Source organism: Emticicia fontis, from assembly GCF_054779675.1.
This window is the reverse complement of record NZ_BAAGXU010000066.1, coordinates 169180-189799: the sequence shown is the minus strand read 5'-3', so window position 1 is coordinate 189799 and position 20620 is coordinate 169180. Positions and strand designations below refer to the sequence as shown.

The window sequence follows — 20620 nt, the reverse complement described above, 5'->3', positions numbered from 1 at the left end:
CTCTGCCCTAAGCCTTAACGTATGATACGCAACTATTTAAAAATCGCCATTCGTAATCTTGTAAAAAACAAGGTTTACTCCTTTATCAACATCGGTGGATTAGCCGTAGGCTTCACAGTCTTTTGTCTGATTGCTCTGTATGTAGCTGATGAATTAAGTTTTGATAACTTTCACGCCAAAGGAGATCATATCGTAAGATTAGTGCATCATGCTGAATGGGAGGGAGGAGAAGCACACCATGCGGTTACCTCGGCGGCTTTTGCTCCGGCATTGAAAGCTGAATTCCCTGAGATAAAAGAAGCGGTTAGAATTGTACCCGAAGGCGGTGGTGTCATCGCATTTAAAGATAAAACTGTTATGGCAGGTAATATCCTGTTCACTGATAAAAATGTATTTGATGTTTTTACTTTTTCTTTCATAACAGGTAATCCAAAAACTGCGCTTTCTGAACCAAATACGATTGTTATTACAGAATCGCTGGCAAATAAAATATTCGGTAATGCTAAAAATGCCCTGAATCAGACCATTGTATTTGATAAAGAAGTAGCCAATAAAATTACTGGAGTAGTTCAGGATGTTCCGGGTAATTCACATATACAATTTGAGGGCTTACGTTCATTGCCTAATAACTTCACTGCTAATTGGCAGGATTCTAATTTATATACTTATTTGCTTCTGAATGATGGCGTAGATAAAAGCAAACTGGAAGCAAAATTTCCGGCTTTTGCACAGAAAACCATTCTGAAAGAAATGCCGGTGGTATCTTATAAAATGGAATTGCAACAATTGCGTGATATCCATTTACACTCTAACCTGCAATACGAAATCAGTGCCAATAGTTCTATCAATCGTGTTTATCTATTCGTTGCATTAGCGGCTTTGATATTGATTATTGCCATTATTAATTACATGAATCTGGCTACAGCCAGAGCAGGTTTAAGAACCCGTGAAGTAGGTGTTCGTAAAGCAATCGGTTCTACACAAACCGATCTGATGGGGTTGTTTATTGTTGAAGCACTTACACTCAGCATTATTGCATCGGTTATTTCTGCCTTTTTAATAACAGGTTTATTGCCATTCTTTAATCAATTGGCGGATAAATCTTTAGAAGTCAACAGATTTGGACTTGGGTTTTCAATAGCCGTTTTTGCGTTATTCAGTCTATTTGTAGGCTTCCTGAGTGGTAGTTATCCGGCTTTCTTCATCTCCAGATTCAAAATTGTTTTAGCATTAAAAGGCCTCTCAGGCAACTTAAACCAAAGTGTCATTTTTAGAAAATCATTAGTAGTTTTTCAATTTGCTGCAACCATAGTTCTGATTGCCGGAGCCTGGATTATCTATCAGCAACTAAGCTTTTCAGAGAATACCGACCTCGGATTTAACAGAAATCAGGTAGTAACTATCCATATTGACGACAGAGACCTACGCTCAAAAGTAGGAGCCCTCAGAGAGCAATTGATGAAAAATCCGCTGATAGAAAATGTAGCAACGGCTGGTAACCCAATTGGTAATAACGATTTAGGACAAACACCTTACTATTTTGAAAAACCAGATGGTTCTATTTCTACCAATTCTACAGTGGTGCAAGAATTAATGGTAAATGCCTCTTTTATCCCAACGATGGATATTAAGATGAAATTGGGTGAAAATTTTTCAGAGAATAAACTCACTGATAAAACTGATGCAGCGCTTATCAATGAGACTTTATTGAAACAGTTGGGTTATTCAAACCCGATAGGGAAAAAAGTTCAGGTAAAGACGTATAATGGAACTACCACTGTTGAGCGTAAAATAATAGGCGTGTTTAAAGATTTTCATACCTATTCATTGCAACATAAAGTAGAGCCTGTGGTATTGATTATGCCTCCGAAAGCTAGTGCGGAAGATAATTTATATGTAAAAATCAACACCACAAATACCAAAGAAGCACTCGCTTATATTGAAAAAACGTATCGTGAATTCGATAAAATCAATCCGATTGAAATAAAATTCCTGAATCAGAATTTTGCCCGCCAATATGAGTCAGAACGCAAACAAGGGGTGCTCTCACTAAATTTTGCCATCATTTCTGTTCTGTTAGCTTGTTTGGGTTTATTTGGTTTAGCTGCCTTTACAGCGCAACAAAGAGTAAAAGAAATAGGCGTGAGAAAAGTATTAGGAGCCAGCGTAACATCTATATTCCTTTTATTGAACAAAGACTTTATGAAACTGGTAGCAATTGCCGCAGTGATCGCCATTCCACTAGCAATAGTCTTGATGAATAAATGGCTGCAAAACTTTGCCTATAAAGTCGAAATCCATTGGTGGATATTTGTTAGCTCAGCCTTTATCTCTGTATTGATTGCCCTGGCAACAGTAAGTTATCAGGCCATCAGAGCAGCGTTAGTAAATCCGGTTAAATCTCTTAAAACAGAATAAAGCCCCCCATCCCTGAAGGGGTGCTGCTTACGCCAGAGAATTGTCTATTTTTTAGTTCTCCTTTAGGGGTTAGGGGTATTATTTTCAAACTTTTTATAAATCCCCCTTTAGGGGTTAGGGGCATGCTATCAAACTATTTCAAAATCGCATTCAGGAATCTTGTTCGTAACAAGGTCTATAGCTTTATCAACATTGTTGGTTTAGCTATGGGAATTACAGCTTTTTTATTTATTCTGGAATACATCAGTCTGGAGAAAAGCGTTAATGGATTCCACAAGAAATTATCGGATACCTATCGCTTACTGAATGAAGATACTAAGGGTAATACCTGGACAGAGATTGAGCCGGGCTGGGCATTGAAAGCCAAAGAAAATTTCCCTGAAATAAAGGATTTCTGTCGCTTCGAATCGGGTATTTCTAAAGGTGTAGTAAAAAAATCAGGAGTGAACAGTGAACCATTCCGTGAATCGAACATTGGGTTTGCAGAAGGTAATTTCTTTGAGTTTTTTACTTTCCCTTTAATATCTGGCGACGCCAAAGCATTGAATAAACCCAATACAGTTTTTATTTCAGAAACAACGGCTAAAAAATACTTTGGTGCCAATAACCCAATCGGGCAGGTACTTACTTTAGATAATCAGTTTGGTACATCAAACCACACAATTGAAGGTGTTTTTGCTGATATGTCTGATAATTCTGACATCAGATACGACATGGTATTTTCATTAGAAACCATGAAAAACGCCGCTTATGTGAAAGGTAACGACTGGGCTACACTCACCAATCTTGACTCGCAATATATCAATACGTATTTCCTGCTGAATAAGGGCGTTAACCCAAAAGCATTTGAGAATAAATTATCTGATTTACGCAAAAAATTAGGTAAAGAAAATGACGGGGTTCGTTTCCGCCTGCAACCTTTGGCTAATGTACATTTAGCGGCTTCTTTAGGCGATAACTATCAGACTACAGGCAATCTGAAATATGTGTATATGTTAGGTGGGATTGCCTTTTTGATATTACTGATTGCGTGGTTCAACTATATCAATCTTTCAACGGCTAATTCTCTGAAAAGAGCTAACGAAGTAGGCGTGAGAAAAGTAATTGGAGCTACACAACTAAACCTGATTACGCAGTTTTTAGGGGAGTCAATCTTAGTGAATTTGTTAGGATTTGGTTTATCAATATGCTTTATCTACTCATTTCAGCCATTTTTTAATGAGTTAATTGGTAAAGAGTTATCCATTAGAGCTATTGAGTTTTCTTCGGTTTCTATATTAGGCTTAGGTTTACTTTTATTCGGGTCAATTTTTTCAGGAGCGTTAACAGCGTTTGTTTTATCAAATTTCAACCCGATTGAGACATTGAAAGGCAAATTAAGTAAGCAATCTAAAGGAATACTCTTGCGCAAGGCATTGGTCGTGTCGCAGTTCAGTATTTCTATAATGTTGATTTTAGGAACAGTCCTGATATACCGCCAGTTGCATTTTATGCAGAACAAAAACCTGGGCATGAATACCCATCAGCTATTGGTAATAAAAGGGCCAGAGGTGGGTCAGGATAGTACTTACAAAGACCGTAAAACTGCTTTTGTAGATGGTTTATCTCAACAAAGTTTTGTGAAAGATTATTGTGCGTCAGGTACAATCCCAAGTGGTTGGTATAATTTTACCACCTCCGGCTTTACTCAACCAAGTTCGAAACCGGGTGATGAGTTAAAAACGTATTCGTTTGCTATTATTGGCGACCGCTTCCTGAAAACATACGAAATTGATTTAAAAGCAGGCCGAAATTTTACAGCGGCTGAATGTAATATAGAGTGGAGCAAAAACAGCAAAATATTATTGAACGAACAGGCTGTACAATCTTTGGGTTTTACATCGGCAGAAGCTGCCGTTAACCGACGCATTCAATGGGATGAAAGACCTTTAGAAATTATTGGTGTTGTGAAAAACTATCATCATCAGGGCGTTCAAAAAGCTATTGATCCTATCATATTTTATCCACAAAATTCATCCTCTTATTACACCGTAAGACTGACCTCTGACCAGATGCAGGATAAAATAGCCAGTCTGGAAAAACTCTATAAAGCTAATTTTCCCGGTAATCCTTACGAATACTTCTTTGTAGACGAAAACTTCAATAAGCAATATCTAACCGAGCAGCAATACAGTAAAATATTCACAACATCCTCTATCTGGGCTATTGTAATTGCGTGCTTAGGTCTTTTTGGATTAGCTACTTTCACTACCGAAAGCCGTACGAAAGAAGTAGGTATCAGAAAGGTATTGGGTGCAAGCGTGTTGGGTATTACAGCATTATTAAGTAAAGATTTCTTGAAGTTAGTCATTGTCTCAATTTTAATCGCCAGTCCAATTGCTTATTACCTGATGAGTAAATGGCTGGAAAATTTTGAGTATAAAGTAAATATATCCTGGTGGATTTTTGCTGCCTCCGGTTTAGGTGCCATACTGGTAGCCTTACTTACGGTAGGCTATCAGGCTATCAGAGCTGCATTGTTAAATCCGGTGAAATCTCTTAAAACAGAATAGCAGGGGGCTTGGGGAATGGGGCAGAGGTTTTTCGCCCAATGCTCCATGCCCTTTGCCCAAAGCACAAAACTATGTTACTGAACTATCTGAAAATTGCGTGGAGGAATCTTCTGAAGTATAAACTCTTCTCTCTGATAAATATATTGGGGTTGAGTCTGGCTATTCCATCTGCGCTGATGTCGTTGATTCAGATTGTAAATTATTATGAATATGATACTTTTCATAAAGACAGAGACCAGATAGTAAGGGTAATAACTGATGAAAAACAGAAAGATGGACAAGTGACAAATTGGGCATCAAGTCCATTTCTATTGGGTCAACACATTAAAGAAAATCTGGCAGGAATTGAGCAATCCACAACTATTGTAAGGGATCGTAATTGGTTATTGAGTAATGGTTTCAAAACTAAGAATGCCAATGCTATTTATACTGATGCTTCGTTTTTCCGAGTATTTAATTTTCCTTTAGAAAGAGGAACTTATGCTGTTGAGCCAAATACTATGGTGCTTACGTATGAGACTGCTCAATGGTTCTTTAAAGATACCAATCCGGTTGGAAATGTATTGGAGCATCCTAAATATGGTGGTTTTAAAATTGTTGGAGTTTTGAAGCCATTTAATGAAATGAAAACACAGTTCAGAACTGATGTGTTTGTGTCAACTAATGGCTACAAAGACAATAAAGCAAATGATTGGACCACCCTCCATGCACATACATTTATAAAAGTAGCAAAAGATAAAACGGCTGAAGACCTGAATAAACAATTGTCAGAAACATCAGTAGAAGTAAATAAATTAATCGGGGCAAAGGCTGATAAAAGTCTGCATTTCAAAGCACAAAATCTGGCTGAGATTTCGCCTGCCAAGGAAATATTAGAAAACGACCCATACATTCAGGATATCAGAAGTATCTATATCAATTTCGCTTTTCAATTAATTATGATTGCATTGGCAGCCTTAAATTATATCAATCTTACACTGGCACGCTCAATGAACAGAAGCCGTGAAGTAGGTGTAAGAAAAGTAATGGGTGCTAAAAAATCTCAATTAATATTTCAGTTTCTGACAGAATCAGTATTAGTTTCTTATTTAGCCCTTGGCTTTGGTTTGTTTATTTTATGGTTTATTAAAGAAAATATACACGTTTCGTGGCTTACATGGGATATTGATCATTTTGGCTATCTCGTACTATTATTTGTGGTATTCAATCTGGTTCTTGGTTTGGTAGCCGGAGCATCTCCAAGTCTTATTCTTTCCTCTTATCAGCCTGTAAAAGTATTGAAAGGCGCTGTTTCTCCTTTAGGTTTTAGAAAAATAGGTTTTCGGAAGTCGCTAATCGTAGTGCAGTTTACGATAGCTTTGATTTATATATTCTTTATGGGACAGGCTTTCCACCAGGTAAGTTATATGGCCAATGATAACGAAAACTATCAACGCGAAAATATACTCAATATTAATCTGGCAGGTACTAAGAGTAAGCTTTTTGCAAATGATATAACTACAATTAAAGAAGTAGAAAAAATAGGATACACCTCGCTGAATTTTGGTAATAAACCTACTTATTCAAGTATAAAAAATACCAAGAATGAAACGGCAAGACCAGCATTTTACTATGCGGCAGACCACAATTTTATTGAGAATATGGGTCTGAAATTTGTAGCAGGCGCAAACCTTCTTGAGAGCAATTCAGAGCAACCTTCACCAATGGTTGTAGTCAATCAAAAATCTGTAGAAAATCTTCGGCTTGGTTCTGCACAAGATGCCATAGGAAAGCTTATAATTTTAAATGATACCCTTTCCGCAACAATTATAGGAGTTGTTGAGAATTTCTGCCATTATAATTACGAAAGTAAGATAGAACCTATGGTTTTTCAATATCAGCCATCTTTGTTTAAAGTGATGTGTCTGAAAACAACTGGCGTAGGTGACAGAAAAGTACTTGAAGCTACCATAGGAAAACTATGGGAGAAGCTGAACCCGTATCAGGAAATGAACGCCTCGTGGCTGGACACTGATTTGTATGAAGTATATTATCCTTTCGAAGACATGAAGTTTATGAGTATGGAAGGGCTAGCCATTTTTGTGATAGCTATTCTAGGACTTATAGGCATACTTACCTACAGCCTGGAAAAACGAACCAAAGAAATTGGAATCAGGAAAGTGTTGGGTGCTGATATATCGGAGGTAATAAGGCTGATGTCACGTGACTTTATTAAATTATTGGCTATTGCCACTATCATCGCTGTTCCTGCCGGACTAGGCGTAGCTATATTTATGAATAGTTTCATGGTATTCAACAATGGCATAGGTTACCTGGCTATGGGTATACTTTTATTTATTGTAATAGGAGTTGCATTAAGTGCTGTCGGCTTTTTCTCATGGAAAATAGCGCAGACCAATCCGGCAAAGACATTGAAAACGGAGTAAAATACCGCCCCTGAAGGGGAGTTGCTTACGCACGAGTAATTAAGCAAAAAGGGGTATGAGAAAAATATTATCTAACTTTTAAAAATCCCCCTTTAGGGGTTAGGGGCTATGCTATTCAACTATTTCAAAATCGCATTCAGAAATCTTGCTAAAAACAAGGTTTATTCATTCATCAATATTGGGGGGCTAGCCGTCGGGATGTCGGTAGCCATATTGATTGGATTGTGGATTTATGATGAATTATCATACAATAAATCCCATAAAAACTATGAGTCTATTGCACAGATACGCAATATCAGCACCGACCCTAATACTGGTATTACCAGAAGTGGTCCTGCTTTGCAATTTCCTTTAGGCACAGCGCTTAAAAATAATTACAAACACTACTTCAAGCATGTTTTACAGGCATTCTGGGTAGGAGATTATACCCTTTCTTCTGTAAACGACAAGTACCCCAAAAGAGGCGAGTTCATTGATGGCGATGTAATTGATATGCTTTCGTTGAAAATGATTAAAGGTTCAGCCGCTTCCTTAAACGACCCTCACTCAATTATCCTTTCAAGGTCTACGGCCGAAGGTATTTTTGGTAAGGAAGACCCAATCAACAAAAACCTGAAGATAGACAATCGTATGGATGTGGTGGTGAGTGGAGTATATGAAGACCTGCCTAAAAACAATCGTTTCAGCGAAATACAGTTCTTCTCTCCATGGGCATTATGGGTATCCTCAAATGATTGGGTAAAAGCAAACGAAAACGAATGGAATAATAGCTCATTCAATGTCTATGTTCAACTGCACCCGAATGTATCAGTTGAACAGGCGAATGCAGGTCTGAAAGGCTTTTATGATAAGAATGCTCCAAAAGAAATAGCTAACGACTGGAGAAAATATAGCCCGGGTATATTTTTATACCCAATGAAACAATGGCATCTATATTCTGAGTTTAAAGATGGGAAGATAGTAGGCGGACGCATCACTTTCGTATGGTTGTTTGGTATCGTAGGCATTTTTGTACTACTCTTGGCCTGTATCAATTTCATGAACTTGAGTACAGCTCGCTCGGAGAAACGTGCCAAAGAAGTCGGTATCCGCAAAGCCATTGGTTCAGTACGAGTGCAGTTGATACAACAGTTTCTAAGTGAGTCTTTCCTGGTTGTTTTGTTTGCCTTTGTTTTGGCTATTGGTTTTGTTTTAACAGCATTGCCCTGGTTTAATAATCTGGCCGATAAAGATATGTCGGTACCGTTTAAAAATCCGGTTTTCTGGGCAATCAGCATCGGGTTTATAGTATTTACGTCTGCGTTGGCTGGTATGTATCCTGCTTTTTATCTCTCATCATTCCAACCTGTTAAGGTGCTGAAAGGTACTTTTAAACTAGGCCGTTTTGCCTCTCTTCCCCGAAAGGTTCTGGTAGTTGTTCAATTCACAGTTTCAGTAGTATTGATTGTTGGGACTATTGTGGTCTATCAACAGATTCAACACGCACGAAACAGGCCGGTGGGTTATAACAGAGAAGGATTAATCAAGGTATCATTGAACGACCCTAATTATAAAGGGAAACAAGATGTGATAAAAAGCCAGTTAATAGGCACGGGTATGGTAGAAAATATGGCGCTCTCTTCAAGCCCTTTAACCGAAATCTGGAGTAATGCAGGTGGTTATAATTGGAAAGGTAAAAATCCTGAATTGGCTTCTGATTTTGCAGTAATTAATGTAACACATGATTTTGGTAAGTTGATTGACTGGAAAATAAAAGAAGGTCGTGATTTTTCCCGGACATTTGCGACAGATTCTAATGCCATAGTGATTAATGAGACAGCAGCAAAATATTTAGGACTTAAAAACCCTGTCGGAGAATTTGTTACTAATCAGGATGAGGGTGCAAGCAAAAGCTGGCAAATAATTGGGGTAGTAAAAGATTTAGTCATGCAGTCACCTTATGAACCTGTCAAGCGCTCTTTCTATTTCTTAGACCCTAAGTATGTAGACGTAAATCAGATGATTATCAAAATGAAACCTAATGTAAGCGCCAGCGAAGCCTTACCAAAAATAGAAGCAGTATTTAAAGAAATAGTACCTTCGGCTTTATTTGATTATAAATTCGTAGATCAGGAATATGGTAATAAATTCAATCAGGAAGAGCGCATCGGTAAATTAGCCAGTTTCTTTGCTTTGCTAGCCATCTTTATCTCCTGCTTAGGTTTGTTTGGTTTAGCTTCTTTTGTTGCCGAACAGCGCACCAAAGAGATTGGTATCCGAAAAGTTTTAGGTGCCAGTGTAACCAGTCTCTGGCAAATGCTGTCTAAGGATTTTGTAATGCTAGTCATTATTTCATGTCTCCTAGCAGCACCTATTGCTAATTATTTCATGAGTCAATGGCTAACCAAATACGATTATCATACCGAGATTTCATGGTGGGTTTTTGTAGTAACAGGTTTCGGGGCTTTGGGTATTACATTACTTACAGTTAGTTACCAAGCTATCAAAGCCGCATTGATGAATCCGATAAAAAGTTTAAAAACGGAATGATTGGAGAAGGGAGAATGGAACAAGGAGAAAGCAATCTGCCATAGCAGGATTTATTCTTTTACTTGTTCCGTGTTCCATTCTACTTTAACCAAAAAAATATGATACGTAACTATTTAAAAATCGCTTTCAGAAACCTTGTCAAAAACAAGGTTTTCTCTGCTATCAATGTTTTTGGATTAGCCATTGGGATAGCTACCTGTCTGATTATTGTACTTTTTGTACAAGACGAATGGAGTTATGACCGGTTCAACGAAAAGGCCGATAGAATTGTGCGTGTGGTTTTAAGAGGAATGATGAATGGCGAAGCCATGAAAGAGGCAGTCACGATGGCTCCAACGGCCCATACCCTTAAAAACGATTATCCCGAAGTAGAAGAAGCTACCCGTTTAAGAAACTATGGAAGCCAAAAGATTACAGTTGGAGAAAAAACATTCAAAGATGAAAATCTGGCTTATGTAGATGCTAATTTCTTTCAGGTATTTACGCTTCCTTTCATTAAAGGAGATGCCAAAACAGCTTTGCTTGAGCCGAATACGATAGTAATTACGCAGGAGACAGCTATTAAATACTTTGGCAATGAAGACCCGATTGGCAAAGTATTGACTTTTAAAGACCTGAAACAGGTTTATAAAGTAACAGGTGTAATTGAGAAAGTACCTGCTAACTCACATTTTCACTTTGACCTTTTGGGCTCAATGGAGAGTCTGGATGATGCCAAAGGCACCAGTTGGATGCAGTCTAGCTATTATTCTTATCTCTTGCTACACAAAGGCTACGATTATAAAAAACTAGAGGCCAAGCTGCCACAAGTGGTAGATAAATATATGGCTCCGCAACTCGAGAAAGCCTTAGGTGTGAGCTTGAGTGAGTTCAGAAAAAAAGGAAATGATGTAGGGCTTTATTTACAGCCACTAACAGATATACACTTGTATTCTGATTTTAGTATTAATCTTGAGCCGGGTGGAGATGTTCGTTATGTATATATATTTGGCGCGATTGCCATCTTCATGCTATTGATTGCCTGTATCAATTTTATGAATCTTTCCACAGCTGGTGCTTCCAAGCGTGCCAAAGAAGTAGGTGTCAGAAAAGTTCTGGGTTCTGTCAAATACGAATTAATAGGGCAATTCTTATTAGAATCGATGATGCTGACATTTTTTGCTTTAGTGTTAGCTTTAGGAATAGTGATTATGGTCTTACCGTTTTTCAACGATTTATCAGGCAAAGAGCTGACTTTACAGTTTACAAATTATCCGCTTGTTATCACAGGACTTCTCTTATTTGGCCTATTAGTAAGCATATTAGCCGGAAGTTATCCGGCATTTTTCCTTTCTTCTTTTAAACCTGTCGCAGTGTTGAAAAGCAAGTTTATGGCCGCAGGTAAAACCATTGGCCTGAGAAGTGGGCTGGTTGTTTTTCAGTTTATGATTTCTATCAGCCTCATTATAGGTACTACTATTGTTTATCAACAACTTTCCTACATTCAGAATAAAAAAATAGGATATAACAAAGACCAGTTATTGGTCTTGAGAAATACAGGAGCATTGGGTCAGAATGAAATAGTTTTCAGAGACCAACTCTTGAAAGACCCTCGGGTAGTCAATGTAACAGTTTCAGGTTTTTTACCTGCCGGGCCTACTTATAATAATATGTCAGGGACTTATCCTGATGAAAAAATCAATCAGAACAGAAGAACGATTATTTATCAGGTAGATGACCAGTACATCCCGACTATGGAGATGCAATTGGTTAGCGGACGTAATTTTTCAAAGGAATTTGGTACTGATTCTTCTGGCGTAATTATCAACGAAACAGCTGCTAAAATTTATGGTTGGGGCAAAGATGCGGTAGGCCATACTGTTAATCGATTCACCAACAATGATGGAGGGAAAAAAGCATATAAAGTAATTGGCGTAGTAAAAGATTTTAATTTCAGGTCATTACACGAAGAAATCGCTCCATTGATGATGGTATTAGAAAGAAATTCAGGATTAATCATAAAAGTAAAAGCACAAGATATACAAGGCTTATTAAAGGATATGAAAAGCCAATGGGCTGCCTTTAAAGTAGAAGAACCATTTAACTATGCTTTTCTTGATGAGCTTTTTCAGAAAACCTATTTAGCCGAACAAAAAACGGGTACTATTTTAGGCATCTTCACAGGGCTTACTATTTTCATTGCCTGTCTGGGATTATTCGGATTAGCTACCTTTACGGCCGAGCAACGTATCAAAGAAATAGGTGTTCGTAAAGTGCTGGGGGCCAGCATATCGCAGATTGTAGTTTTACTTTCAATAGATTTTGTAAAATTAATCCTGATTTCCTGTTTCATCGCTTTCCCATTAGGTTATTGGGGAATGGACAAGTGGTTACAGGATTTTGCATATAGGGTAGACATCAAATGGACTGTATTTATATTGGCCGGTGCTGGGGCAATAGGAGTAGCGTTGCTTACCATTAGCTACCAGGCCATCAAAGCAGCTTTAATGAATCCTGTAAAAAGTTTAAAATCAGAATAACAAAAGCAATAAAGATTTCCCCCTTTTGATTATTCGTTTTATATTTCATTCAATTCGGCCTGAGATTTTCTGCCGCGAATAGTTGTAGTGATAGTATACGTGAACTGCAAACCAAAATAAAAATATAGATAAGTATCCTGATAAAGCCGATCAGAAGGTTTGTCCGTTACTGTACGAAATCCTGTCCATTTTCGGACAGGATTTTATTTTTAATTGAATGTAATGTGTTGATATTTAGGATGTTGTGATTTTGGCATGGCTTTAGATACTATAATAGCAATGTAAATTATGGCCTGTATTATTGCTTTCTCATTAAGATATTGTAGAATGAAACAAGGGAAAAGAGAAACGGTTTTGGCACAAGAATAATGATTAGATTTTCTGCAACGTAATAAACTTTTTTTGCATCTATATCATTGCAGATGATACTATATAAAATACAAAAAATGGAGAGATGGTAGGAGGAAATATAGCTCAATTATTTCCATTCTTCTTTCTTCATTTTCCTTTACTCCTAAAATTATGATACGCAATTACTTGAAAATCGCCTGGAGAAACCTTACTAAGAGCAAGGTTTACTCATTTATTAATGTTTTTGGCCTTGCTGTAGGGATGGCAGTGGCTATGCTGATTGGCCTTTGGATAAACGACGAGATGTCCGCCAATAAGCACCACGATAATTATGCCACACTTTACCAGATTAAAATGCACCAGACCTTTGATGGACGTAGAGGTACACAAGATGCGATTCCTTTTCCGATGGGAGAAGAATTACAATCGAAGTACCCCGATTTCAAAGCTGTTGCGATGTGCGACTGGGGTAGTACACGTTCACTGGTAGTAGGCAATCAGAAGTTTCTGAAATTTGGCCATTTTATTGGCAAAGATGCCATTGATATGTTTTCATTGAAAGTAAAAAACGGAGACAAAAAACCTCTGGAAGAACCTTATTCTATTGTATTGACACAAGAGACTGCCGAAGCATTGTTTGGCAAGCAAGACCCTATCGGGAAAGTAGTGAGAGTTGATAATACAATGAATCTGAAAGTAACTGCTGTTTTGGAGAAACAACCTAAAAATGCCACCCTGCAATATGATTACCTGATACCATGGCATTTGCAGGAAAAAATTTATGATTGGATTGCAAAATTTCATAAAACCTCCTGGGGTAATAACTCCTGGCAGGCATATGTGCAGTTAAAAGAAGGAGTAACACCAGAAAAAACGAATGCTAAAATCAAGAATGTAGTACTTGACCACTTCAAAGATGATAAATTGATGCAGAAGAGCATTAAGCCTGAGGTTTTTCTTCATCCGATGGAGAAATGGCGTCTATACTCTGATTTTACAAATGGTGTAAACTCAGGCGGTTTTATCAAATATGTACAACTATTTGGCATTTTTGGCATCTTTGTTTTAGTAATTGCCTGTATTAATTTCATGAACCTGAGCACAGCCCGTTCTGAAAAACGTGCCAAAGAAGTAGGTGTTCGGAAAGCAGTCGGTTCAGCCAGAAAACAATTGGTCAGCCAGTTTTTGAGCGAATCTGTTATGATTGCTTTTATGGCTTTGGTAGTCGCATTTCTGTTGGTAGTTATTTCATTACCATACTTTAATAAGCTGACTGAAAAATTGATGACCATCCAGTTCAGCAATCCTGTTTTCTGGATAATAATTATAGGATTTACCTTATTTACAGGCTTATTAGCCGGAAGTTATCCTGCGCTCTACCTGTCCTCATTCAACCCTGTTAAAATACTGAAAGGCGGCGTTCATGTAGGTAAGAATGCCTCTTTGCCTCGCAAAATTCTGGTAGTGATTCAGTTTACATTCTCTATTGTACTGATGATTGGAACGGTAATTATCTATCAGCAGATACAGCATGCCAAAAATCGTCCGATTGGATTTAATAGTAAAGGGCTTATTTCGGTTGAATGGTCTAAAGACCTGGGTGATAATTTTCAGTCAGTTCAGAACGAACTGCTAGCCTCTGGCGTGGTATCTTCTGTCTGTAAAACCAATTCACCTCCAACCGATATTTATAGTAATAATAATGGCTGGGAGTGGAAAGGTTCAACACCTGAAGATAAATCGGCTATTTTCAATACGATTGCTACTAACTATGATTACGTGAAAACGATTGGCGTAAAGCTCAAAGAAGGCAGGGATTTTTCAAGAGAATTTGCCACAGATTCTACAGGAGTAATTCTGAATGAGGCAGCAGTTAAACGTATGGGATTGAAACATCCGGTTGGAGAAATAGTCAAATGGAATGGAAAAGACCGAACTATTGTAGGCGTGGTATCAAATGTGATGATGGAGTCTCCTTATCGGGCTATTTCGCCTTTAACAATCGTATTTGAAAAAGACTGGGTAAATTTTATCAATGTAAGAATCAGCCCGAGTGTTTCAAGTGCCGATGCGATCAAACGCATACAGCCTATTTTTGATAAATATAATCCAGGTTTCCCTTTCGCTTATAAGTTTGCTGATAGCGAGTATGCCAGAAAGTTCAATTATGAAGAACTGATTGGTAATCTGGCTGCTATTATCTCCATATTGGCCATTTTTATTTCATGTCTGGGCTTGTTTGGTTTAGCCTCATTTATGGCCGAACAACGCAAGAAGGAAATCGGCGTAAGAAAAGTATTAGGAGCCAGCATCGTCAACCTTTGGGGATTACTCTCGAAAGACTTTGTGAAACTGGTAGTGATTTCCTGTGTCATTGCTTCACCGATTGCCTGGTATGGCATGACCAAATGGCTGAGTGATTATACCTACAAAATAAATATAGGTGCAGGCGTATTTTTACTGGTGCTTGTGGTAGCCTTAATGGTCACTTTGCTAACGGTGAGCTATCAGGCCATCAAAGCCGCATTGGCTAATCCGGTGAAATCATTGAAAACGGAATAGATTGCAGAATTGAAAAAGGAACAAGGAAAAAGGAGTAAATTCTCTTCTTTGTTCCTTTAACTGTTCTATATGCTCCTTTAACCCTACAAAATTATGCTACGAAACTACCTGAAAATTGCTTTTCGAAATTTACTGAAAAACAAGACTTTTTCATTCATTAATATTTTTGGCTTGTCAGTAGGGTTGGCTACCTGTCTGCTGATTATGTTATATGTGGTAGACGAACTAAGTTACGACAAACATCATAAGAATGGAGATCGGATTTTTAGAGTGGCATTAGAGACCAGAGATGAACAATGGTCGTCAGCAGCGGCTCCTGTAGCACAAGGCTTTAAGAAAGATTTTGCTGAAGTTGAAGAAGCCACTCGTTTGCTTAATTTTCCGAATATTGATAAAGTCCTTCTGAATAATGAAAAGGAGAAAAAGCAATTCTACGAAACTAATGCTTACTACGTAGATGATACTTTCTTCAAGGTTTTTACTTATGATTTTAAGTTTGGTAATAGTGAAACTGCCTTAACTCAACCTAATACAATCGTACTTTCGGAGACCGTAGCTAATAAGATATTTGGTAATGAAAATCCGGTAGACAAAGTTATTAATGTAGAAATTCCTTACGGTAAGTTAAACTATACCGTAAAAGGTGTTTTCAAAGATAAACAGCAAAAATCTCATATTAATGCTCACCTATTGATTTCTATGCAGAATGGTGATGTCGGGCAATGGGTAGTTAGGCAAACTAACTGGGCAATTAATAGTATTTTTCACACGTATATAAAGTTAAAACCTAAAACAGATAGAGTAGCTTTTGAGAGAAAATTACCCTCATTTTGGGAAAGAAATGGCGGTGCAGATATGAGGGTTATTAATGTAACCAAAACGATTTTCCTCCAACCGCTACAAGAGATATATCTGAAATCATCTATTGGTAATGAAATTTCAGCCAATGGAAGCATGACTTATATATATATATTCAGTTCAATTGCTGCCTTTTTGCTACTGATTGCTTGTATCAACTTTATGAACCTTTCCACGGCTCGTTCAGAAAAACGAGCCAAAGAAGTAGGCGTAAGAAAAGTAATGGGTGCTAATAAGGACTCTCTCATCAAACAGTTTTTAGGAGAGTCGTTAATCATGTCGTTTATTGCGCTTTTTGTTGCTTTATTATTAGTACAATTATGCCTGCCTGCTTTTAATAATTTTACGCAGAAAAATATCAGTATTCTCCAAAATCCATCTATTTTGCTTTGGGTAGTTGGACTAACACTAGTAACAGCTATACTTGCAGGGCTTTATCCATCCTTTTATTTATCATCATTCAGACCAATTGCTGTTTTAAAAGGAAAGTTAATCAATAGTATTTCAGCCACATTTATCCGCAAAGGCTTGGTTGTTTTCCAGTTTGCTATTTCTGTTACTCTCATTCTGGTAACAATAGTCATTTGGAAACAAATGGGTTTAATCAGAAATCAGGACTTAGGTTTCAATAAAGACCATCAATTGATTATACCATTCAGAAGTGCAGCTACTGCTAATAATTATAACGCTTTGAAAAGCGAGGCACTGAAAAATGCTAAAGTTATTTCAGCTTCTGCGGGTACAAGCTATCCCGGAATACAGCTTGTCGAAGACCAGTTTTTTTATGCAGAAGGTAAAAGCATGGAAGAAAAAGTGGATATCCTTTTTGCAAGAGCGAACGATGATTATATCGAAACCCTTGGTTATAAACTACTTTATGGCAGGTCATTTTCAAAGAACTCTACCGCAGACTCTAATGCTATTATATTGAATGAGTCAGCAATAAAACAATTGGGTTATGATGTTAAAAATGCTGTTGGTAAAAGAGTTAATTATGAGGAAAGAGGGAAAGTGTTAAACAGAGAAATAATTGGAATTGTTAAAAACTTCAATTTTCATAGTTTGCACGAAGCCATCGGACCATATGGCATTGTAAAACTTGAAGGAGACCAACACAATTTCTTCATTGCTAATCTGCAAAAAGGTAATTTTAAATCTACCATCGCTAGTATTGAACAGATCTGGAAGAGACTCAATCCTGCCTCTCCTTTTGAATATTATTTCCTTGACCAGGATTTCCAGAGAAGTTATCAGAAAGAAGAAAAAACCTCGGGTATCATTACTTATTTCATGCTCATTACCATTTTCATTGCGTGCTTGGGCTTGTTTGGCCTGGCAGCATTTAGTGCTGAGCAACGCACCAAAGAGATAGGGGTAAGAAAAGTATTAGGTGCAACAGTTGGGCAAGTAATTGGCCTTTTTACCAAAGATTTCTTAAAACTGGTGCTTATCGCCTGTGTGATTGCTTTTCCTGCCGGTTCTTGGCTGATGACCCAATGGTTAAAGAATTTTGCCTATCAGATTGAACTAGCCTGGTGGATATACGCCATTGCCGGATTGACTACTTTAATTATTGCCTTCTTGACGGTAAGTTATCAGGCTACTAAAGCGGCACTCATGAATCCAATAAAATCATTGAAAATAGAATAGTCGGAGAAGGGAAAAAGGAACAAGGAGAAAGAAGAAACAACTCTCCATGTTCCTTTCTCGGTTGTCCTTTAACCCTACAAAATTATGCTACGAAACTACCTGAAAATTGCCTTAAGAAATCTTTCAAAAAGAAAGGGTTTTACTTTGCTGAATATCTTCGGCCTGGCTATCGGTATGACCTGCTGTCTGCTGATTCTGCAATACGTAAATTATGAACGTGGTTTTGATCGGTTTCATGAAGATGCCGACAGAATTGCCCGTTTACGTATTGATAATTATAGCGAAGGCAAATTACTATGGAAATCGGCGACGGTTTTCCCAGCCTTTGCACCAACGATGAAGAAGGAGTTCCCTGAGATTGAAGAAGCCGGTCGCCTGATTGATGCGAATGTATTGCTCACCAATGAAGCGCGTAATATCAAATTCAACGAACAAAAAGGATACTTTGCCGATCCGTCGATATTAAAAATATTTACGATACCGATGGTAAAGGGTAACCCTGTGACAGCTCTGAACGCTCCTGAAAAGATAATGCTCTCAGAAAGCTATGCTAAAAAATATTTCGGTAATGAAGACCCTATTGGTAAAGTATTAAAAGCAAATGGTATGGGGAATCCTCGTGCTTTGGAGGTAACAGGCATTTTTAAAGATTATCCTAAAAATTCTCACCTGATTATTGATTATCTGGTATCCTATACTACGCTCGGTAAGACGCTTAAAGAACAGGGCGATACAGACAATTCTACTGAAACTGCCTGGGGTTGGTATGATTTCTATACTTACTTTAAACTTCGTCCTGATGCTACCATAGAGCAGGTACAGGCAAAATTGCCAGACCTCTGCGACCGGTATATTAATTCTAAGCGTGAGGCTAAAAGTACTCGTAAAACTGAGGCGTATCTGATGCCTATGACAGATATTCACTTATATTCCAACTTTAATCAGGAGGCAGAAGTGAATGGCAATGGTCAGGCCGTATCGTGGTTGTTTCTGATTGCTTTCTTTATTCTGGCTATTGCCTGGACCAACTATATCAATCTGGCAACAGCTCGTTCGTTAGAACGTGCCAAAGAAGTAGGAGTGCGCAAAGTAATGGGTGCTTTAAGAGAACAGCTGGTGGGCCAGTTCATGATGGAAAGCCTGATTCTTAATCTGTCGGCATTAGCTTTGGCTTTTACAGTCTCTTTCTTTGCTATGCCTTATTTCAGCAATTTTCTGGAGCAGCAGATTACTTTCAACTTTAGCAATAATGCTGGTTTCTGGCTGATTATGTTACTGGTTTTTGTAGCTGGTACTTTCTTGTCTGGTATGTATCCGGCTTTTGTGATGTCAGGTATAAAACCTATAATCGTTCTGAAAGGTATTATGCCAAGGTTGACAGGTGGCGTGTCTATGCGTCGTGTACTGATTGTTTCACAATTTTCGGCGTCTATTGCCTTGATTATAGGCACTATTGTGGTGTATCAGCAAATCAATTATATGAGAAATCAGAAACTGGGGGTTGATATTACTCAAACACTGGTGCTCGAAGGGGCTAGTTCTGTACAGGATTCTTTATTTCAGGCTTCGTTTAAACCCTTTAAAAACGATGTACTTAAACTGAAAGAGGCCGAAAATATCACTTTATCTTCCACTGTTCCGGGTGATGAAGTATATTGGACAAATGGGGCCAGATGGATTCGTAATCCGAAAGAATTTAGAATAACTGTATACCTCATGTCGATGGATTATGATTTTGTTCCGGCTTATAATATGCAAATGGTAGCAGGAAGAGCTTTCTCTGAAAAATTTGGTGAAGATAAGCATCGGAAAAATATACTATTGAATGAGTCGGCTGTAAAGGCTTTCGGGATAGAAAGTCCGCAAAAAGCGGTTAATGAAAAAGTTGTAGTAGGGGGTGACACAGTAAATGTAATAGGGGTAATGGCAGATTTTCATCAGGAAAGTTTGAAAAGAGCTGTTAACCCGATGGTAGCCAGATTAAACCTACGAAACGGGGGCTTCCACTCAATTAAATTGAAAACGGATGATGTCAGCAAAAGCTTAGCAGAGATTCAGGGCTTATGGAATCGTTATTTCCCGAATGACCCATTCAATTACTTCTTCCTTGATAAGCATTTCGACCGTCAGTATAAATCAGATATTCTCTTCGGAAAAGTATTCGGCTTTTTTGCCATGCTGGCTATCTTCGTAGCTTGTCTGGGACTTTTAGGTTTATCTTCTTATAACGTATTGCAACGTACCAAAGAAATCGGCGTTCGTAAGGTATTAGGGGCAAGTATTTCGAGCATCGTGGTCTTGCTCTCTAAAGATTTTCTGAAACTGGTTATCGTTGCTTCATTGATTGCATTCCCACTTGCGTGGATGGTTATGAACCAATGGTTACAGGATTTTGCCAGCCGAATCAATATTCAATGGTGGGTATTTTTGATAGCAGGCATTTCAGCCCTCATTATCGCTATTATTACCATCAGTTTTCAGTCAATCAAAGCCGCATTGATGAATCCGGTGAAATCGTTGAAAACTGAGTAGTTGAAGAAAGTAGTAAGGAGAATGGAATAAGGAGCTGCAACGGAAGAGTTTGACAATAGAAATGTTTATAGTCATTTGTAACGTTTTAAGTGTTTTTTGCATCTTAACTATCATAATGACAATATTTTAAACAAAAAATGATTGGAAGAAGAGTAAAGTTGAATAGAGGTAATTAATATAGTAATTACGTCCGTTCTCCTTGCTGCTTTTTCCATTCTCCAAC

The 20620-nt window shown here is 37.9% G+C and carries 8 protein-coding genes; all 8 read left to right on the top strand.

What is annotated here, in order from left to right:
* Nucleotides 1-21 precede the first annotated feature (21 nt).
* A complete protein-coding gene (locus ACYVFA_RS26265) occupies nucleotides 22-2418 on the top strand; it encodes an ABC transporter permease (protein ID WP_460474839.1) in 2397 nt (798 codons plus the stop codon).
* A 122-nt stretch (nucleotides 2419-2540) separates the two neighbouring features.
* The gene (locus ACYVFA_RS26260) at nucleotides 2541-4970 is read left to right on the top strand and encodes an ADOP family protein (protein ID WP_460474838.1); all 2430 of its coding nucleotides are present in this window, start codon (nucleotides 2541-2543) and stop codon (nucleotides 4968-4970) included.
* 71 nt (nucleotides 4971-5041) lie between these two features.
* Nucleotides 5042-7396, top strand: a complete 2355-nt coding sequence (locus tag ACYVFA_RS26255; RefSeq protein WP_460474837.1) for an ADOP family protein — start codon at nucleotides 5042-5044, stop codon at nucleotides 7394-7396.
* Nucleotides 7397-7504: 108 nt separating this feature from the next.
* Nucleotides 7505-9925 (top strand): ADOP family protein, encoded by a 2421-nt coding sequence (locus ACYVFA_RS26250; RefSeq protein ID WP_460474836.1) that lies wholly within the window; start codon nucleotides 7505-7507, stop codon nucleotides 9923-9925.
* Between the two features lie 98 nt (nucleotides 9926-10023).
* Nucleotides 10024-12444, top strand: a complete 2421-nt coding sequence (locus tag ACYVFA_RS26245) for an ABC transporter permease (RefSeq protein ID WP_460474835.1) — start codon at nucleotides 10024-10026, stop codon at nucleotides 12442-12444.
* Nucleotides 12445-12966: 522 nt separating this feature from the next.
* Nucleotides 12967-15357, top strand: coding sequence for an ABC transporter permease (locus ACYVFA_RS26240; RefSeq protein WP_460474834.1), 2391 nt, complete (start codon nucleotides 12967-12969; stop codon nucleotides 15355-15357).
* Nucleotides 15358-15450: 93 nt separating this feature from the next.
* On the top strand, nucleotides 15451-17865 hold the full coding sequence (locus tag ACYVFA_RS26235; RefSeq protein ID WP_460474833.1) for an ABC transporter permease: 2415 nt from the start codon (nucleotides 15451-15453) through the stop codon (nucleotides 17863-17865).
* Nucleotides 17866-17949: 84 nt separating this feature from the next.
* Entirely contained in the window at nucleotides 17950-20397 is a 2448-nt protein-coding gene (locus tag ACYVFA_RS26230; RefSeq protein ID WP_460474832.1) for an ABC transporter permease, read from the top strand.
* Nucleotides 20398-20620: the final 223 nt, after the last annotated feature.